3 protein-coding genes are annotated in these 3,225 nt (G+C 50.0%); all 3 read right to left on the reverse strand.

Annotated features, from left to right (window positions below; genetic code table 11):
* Positions 1-1,792: efflux RND transporter permease subunit (locus HKN79_12655; protein NNC84417.1), on the reverse strand; the 1,792-nt coding region annotated here is incomplete at its 3' end.
* Between the two features lie 19 nt (positions 1,793-1,811).
* Positions 1,812-2,945 carry an efflux RND transporter periplasmic adaptor subunit gene (locus HKN79_12660; protein ID NNC84418.1) on the reverse strand — a complete coding sequence of 378 codons (1,134 nt, stop codon included), beginning with the start codon at positions 2,943-2,945 and terminating at the stop codon, positions 1,812-1,814.
* 14 nt (positions 2,946-2,959) lie between these two features.
* A partial coding sequence (locus HKN79_12665) for a TolC family protein (protein NNC84419.1) occupies positions 2,960-3,225 on the reverse strand: 266 nt, incomplete at its 5' end.

The following is a 3,225-nucleotide window of genomic DNA, read 5'->3' on the forward strand; positions in this document are numbered from 1 at the left end:
AAAAGAAGAGAAGACCGAACATGGAGGCGACCAACCATCCCGGTCTTTTTCCCGATAAGAAGTTCCTCAAGGTATTCTCATACACATTCTCCAGTGCAGGGATGACTTTTTCTTGGAAGGACTTGGATGCTGGGAACAATACATAGGCATTGAGCAAGAGCACCAGACCGATGATGAGTAGGAGGTTTGGTAGCGCATGTACTCCGAGAAGCAGATAGAAGACCACCGCTAATCCGATCAATACAAATGAGATCGTACGTACTCTATTCTTATTCAGATCCTCTTGACCCGCCCGCATGAATTTGGACGTAAGTACCGGATTGATGACCAAGGCTACGAATAGGGAAGAACTCAATACGATCATCAGTGTGATGGGGAGGTACTTCATGAACTCACCCATCATACCAGGCCATATCGCCAAGGGTACGAATGCGGCCAAGGTGGTCGCAGTAGAAGCGATGATCGGCCAGGCGACCTCTCCTACACCTTCTTTAGCCGCTTGGATAGGGGGTTTTCCTTCGTCCATCAAGCGGTAGATGTTCTCCACCACTACGATTCCATTGTCTACGAGCATTCCCAGTGCTAGTACCAGGGAGAAGAGCACCATCATGTTGAGCGTGACTCCGGCCGAGCTGAGAATGAAGAATGAGAGCAACATGGACATGGGGATGGCCACACCTACGAAAAGAGCATTCCTCAGACCCAAAAAGAATAGGAGTACAGTGACCACCAGGATCACACCGAATATGATCGAGTTGACCAATTCATCCAGCTGGGTCTGGGTCTGATCGGATTGGTCTCCAGTGATACTGATCTCCAGATTGTCTGGAAGATATCCGTCTTGAGCATCTGCGATGATCGCACGTATGCGCTCAGAAGCTTCGATGAGATTCTCTCCACCCCGTTTGATCACATCCAACATGACTACGGGCTTCTTGAATTCTCTGGCGTAGCTATTGGCCTCTTCCTCTTCAAAGGATATGGTAGCGATGTCACGCAGGTAGACGATGTTATTATTCTCCTGCTTGACCACCACATCGCCTATCTGGTCGATGTTCTGGAATTCTCCCACCACACTCACAGTCCTGCGGAAATCATCTATCAGGAGTTCTCCCCCGGAGATGGTCACATTCTCTTGCTGTATGGCCTGAGCGATATCATTGAAACTGAGCTTTACGGCCTCCATGCGAGGCATATCCACATGGATGCGGACCTCCTTTTCCATCACTCCGCGTATATCCACCTTGTTGATGGCAGGGATATCCTCTATGCGGTCTTCCAAATACTCCGCATAATCGGTGAGTTGGTCCATGGAGAACTCTCCCGATAGGTTGATGTTCATGATCGGGACCAGTTCGGAGAAATTCATCTCGAAGATGTTCGGATCAGCAGGCAGGTCGGTAGGAAACTCCGGATCCGCCTTTGCGATATCCACCTTGTCCTTCACCCTTCTCAATGCTTCGGCCACTGGAACAGAGAAGTCGAACAGCACACGTACCGAAGAATAACCCTGTATGGATGTAGAAGTGATCTCATCTACTCCGCTCATGGATTTCAATTCCTTTTCGAGCGGTCGGGTGATCAATTTCTCGATGTCGGAAGGGGAGTTCCCCGGGTAAGGAGTGGAGATATAGATCTCAGGAGTGACGATTTCTGGAAAGGCCTCCTTAGGCATGTTGACATAGGACAGTGTCCCTGCAACAGCAATGATGATGGTCAGGAGCAGGACAGTCGTCCGGTTATCTACCGAGAGATTGGAGAGGCCGAAAGTCTTGATGATCTTGTTGCTCATAAGGCGGGTCTTTAAAGGATCACGATAGTCTGACGCGCTGTCCATCCCTCACGCTACGGGCACCTTCAGTGATGATCTGCATATCGGGCTCCAGTCCGTCTATTACTTCTACCTGCCCTTTGTACTCTTTACCCGTGGTGATGGCCACCCGTTTTGCGAACTGACGTCCTTCGCTTTCCTCCAGTACATAGACATAGTCTGCACCAGTGGTGCTCTGCATGATGATGGCAGAAGGTATCACGATGGCCTTCTCATTCACATAGTCATTGATGCTGAGATGAGCGAGTTGATTGGGTTTCAATTCGAATTCCGTCTCAGGCAGTTCCACCCGGATCTTGAAGGAACGATTCTCCGGATTGATATACTTTGAGGTCTCTTGGATGCTCGTCTGCACCTGCTCACCGATGCCCGGGAATTCCACAGCTACCGGAGTTCCCTCCTTGACTGCTAATACGTGTTGTTCCGAAACATCACTTTCGATGTACATCTTCTTCAGATTGACGATACGTGCAACGGGCATTTGCGGATTGGCCATCTCGCCCTGATTGGGGAATATCTCATCCAATGTTCCACTGAAAGGAGCTCTGATGCGTGTCTTAGCGGCTTGGCTATTGAGCGTGGCCAAAGAGGACTCAAGACTCTCTTTCTGATTCTTGGCCTGCAGGTACTGGAGCTCTGATCCGATACGCTGCTCCCATAGTCGGGCTTGCTTCTCATAGGTGGTCTTGGCCAATTCATAGGCCGTGCGCACCTCCGCGATCTGATTCTGTAGAATCTGATCATCTATCGACAGTATAATGTCTCCTTTGCGTACCTGGGAGCCTTCTTGGACAGAGATGCGCTCGACCACCCCGGCCATTTCTGGGTAGAGTAGGACATTCTTATCTGAAGCTACCTCACCATAGATGGTGAACGAGTGACTGAACGGCTGCTCGGTCAGGGTCTGGGTCCGGACCAATGTCAGATTGGACTCGAAATCCTCAGCACTTTCAGCGATCAGTTTATTGATCTCGGAAATGCGGTCATTATAGCTGTTTACGAGGTTCTTGAGGCTATCCTTCTCCGTGACCAGGGAATCGAGATCGGTCGGTTCTGGAGAAGTGCAGGCTGCGAGCAGCAACAGCGGAACAAGGGCTATGATTGATTTTCTCATGATCAGGTGTGGGTTCAGAGTTGGTTGAATGCTTTTCTAAGTTGGGTCAAGGCGTTCATCAAGGCAATGGAAGAACCGATGCGTTGGGATTGCGCTTCAAGGAATTGGGACTCGATCTCGTTGAGTTCGAAACTGGAGGCCAGCCCTTCTTCATATTTGATGCGGGTCTTGTCCCGAATACTGATGGCTATATCCAGATTCTCCACGGCCGTCTCATAGCTATCCAATGCGTAGAGGTATTCTGAGCGAGATTGAATGGCCGAGATCTGCAACGCTTCTC

This window comes from Flavobacteriales bacterium (assembly GCA_013001705.1).
Classification (GTDB): domain Bacteria; phylum Bacteroidota; class Bacteroidia; order Flavobacteriales_D; family JABDKJ01; genus JABDLZ01.

Excerpts from the sequence above, each read along its gene's own strand:
- HKN79_12660 (NNC84418.1), bottom strand. The coding sequence starts at position 2,945 with ATGAGAAAATCAATCATAGCCCTTGTTCCGCTGTTGCTGCTCGCAGCC.